General features: G+C 58.7%; 2 protein-coding genes. Both read right to left on the bottom strand.

Annotated features, from left to right (window positions below):
• Positions 1-245 precede the first annotated feature (245 nt).
• A complete protein-coding gene (locus NW837_RS11980) occupies positions 246-941 on the bottom strand; it encodes an alpha/beta hydrolase (RefSeq protein WP_414331803.1) in 696 nt (231 codons plus the stop codon).
• 39 nt (positions 942-980) lie between these two features.
• Positions 981-1,994 (bottom strand): oxygen-dependent coproporphyrinogen oxidase, encoded by a 1,014-nt coding sequence (hemF, locus tag NW837_RS11985; RefSeq protein ID WP_414331805.1) that lies wholly within the window; start codon positions 1,992-1,994, stop codon positions 981-983.
• Positions 1,995-2,164 lie beyond the last annotated feature (170 nt).

A 2,164-nucleotide genomic window follows, 5' to 3' on the forward strand; every position in this document is an offset into this window, starting at 1 on the left:
TCGTAACTTCCGCATTCCTCCCGACACTGACCCTACGGGTACAGTGCGGGGCTCCTGCGATTTCTAGCTGACATCCGAACCCGAAGGAGAGCCGGAAAACTGAATGGGGCAGGGATCCCTATCACTTGCCCCTCGAAACCCTGAAGATGGCGAGAACCGGAGCTGTGCCATTGAGGAGCTTGCTAAGTGCTGCACAGCCTTGCTCAACACCTGAATTAGGGTCATCCCAATTGGGTCAAACTTCTTCAGGTTTTCACTTCCGAATCTCTCCTATCCAACAGGTTTTGCAACCACACCTGAATATCCCGCAGGCTCTCCGGGGAAACTTCATGGCCCATCTCGTACTCGCGATAGGTAAAGTTCAGTGGCAGCGGGGCAAAATAATCCCGGATCTGACGGCCAAAAGCAATCGGCAAAACAGCATCAGCAGTGCCATGAACCACCAGGATGGCCAGGTGTTTCATCCGCTCCGGCTCCACCGCCTCGGCCAGGATCTCTGGAGATAGGCGCCCACTCATTGCCACCACCCCCGCCAGCTTCTCCGGCTGGGTCAGAGCCAAGTACAGGCTCATGATCGCCCCCTGGCTAAACCCCAGCAAATACACCTGCCTGGGATCCAGGGCAATACCCGGGATCCCATTGGGCAGCGCCTGTTCCAGAAAGCGGCTCAGGAGCTTGAGGCTATTGCGCGCTTGCTGGGGATCCCCCACCAGCCCTTCCGGTGTCCAGGCCATTTCAAACCAGGCAAACCCGCCTCCACTCCAAGGAATAGGGGCTCTCAAGCTGATCACCGCCAACCGGGGATCCAGATAGGGGGCCAACTGGAACAAATCCCCCTCGTGGCTGCCGATCCCGTGCAGCATTACCAACGCAGGCGCGGGTCCTAAGCCGCCCTGTCGGGGGGGCTGAACGCAGTAGGTGAGGGGGAAAGGAGAAAACACGCCACGGATCCTCAGAAGCAGAGACGGGGTATGGCCGGCCTACGCCCAATCCTGGGGCTGGCGAAGCACCTGATGGAGCTTGGCTTCCCACGTGTCCGGTTGCGGCTCGTAGCCATATTCCCAGCGCACCAAGGGGGGCAAAGACATCAAGATCGACTCGGTGCGGCCCTGGGTCTGGAGTCCAAAGATCGTGCCGCGGTCGTAGACCAAGTTGAACTCCACGTAGCGCCCGCGACGATAGAGCTGGAATTGCCGTTCTCTCTCCCCCCATTCCATCCCCTGCCGCCGCTCCACAATCGGCACATAGGCCGGCAAGAAGGCGTCGCCACAGGTTTGCACCAACTGGAAAAGATGTTCCCAACTGCGGGATCCCACCCGCACCTGTAACGATGGTGGCTCAGAAGCCAGTTGTTCGGGATCCCCTTCCGCCTGGCCTTCAGGCCGATAGAGCAGCCCAGGGCGTTCATCCTGATAGTCGAAGAAAATGCCGCCAACGCCGCGCGCCTCGCCGCGATGAGGTAGGAAAAAGTAGCGATCGCACCAGATCTTGAAAACTGGGTAGTAGACGGGATCCAAGCGGTCACAGGCTGCCTTGAGGGTGCGGTGAAAATGGGCCGCATCCTCCTCAAACAGGTAATAGGGGGTGAGATCCATCCCGCCCCCAAACCACCAAACCGGCCCCGCCTCGAAATAGCGATAGTTCAGGTGTACCGTCGGCACATAGGGGTTGCGAGGATGCAACACCATAGAGGTGCCTGTGGCGTAGAAAGGATGCCCTGCCGCTTCTGGACGCTGTTTCAGAATCGAAGGGGGCAGATGGGATCCGAACACCTCGGAAAAATTGACTCCCCCCTGCTCAAACACGTCTCCCTGCTGAATGACCCGCGAGCGCCCGCCCCCTCCTCCAGGGCGTTCCCAACGGTCTTCCCGAAACTTGGCTTTTCCGTCTAGGGCCTCCAGACGGGCACAGATGTCATCTTGTAGGCGCTGCATGAATTGGCTCACCTGTTGACGGGCATCCACTGGCAGCGCTGTAGGGCTTGAGGCCAGCATCATAGTCTTCCAATCTCTCGAAACTCGATAAAAACCTCTCCAGCCCCCATCAAACCTCTCAGACTGGGAGAGCCGAACTGCCAAAGTAAACTACCCGACTCCGACCGCTAAGCGGTACGGAGCGGGCTTTCAGTAGCCCTGAGCCTGCTCTGCTCTACCAGAGAACAAAA

Source organism: Synechococcus sp. R6-10 (assembly GCF_047461815.1).
Classification (GTDB): domain Bacteria; phylum Cyanobacteriota; class Cyanobacteriia; order Thermostichales; family Thermostichaceae; genus Thermostichus.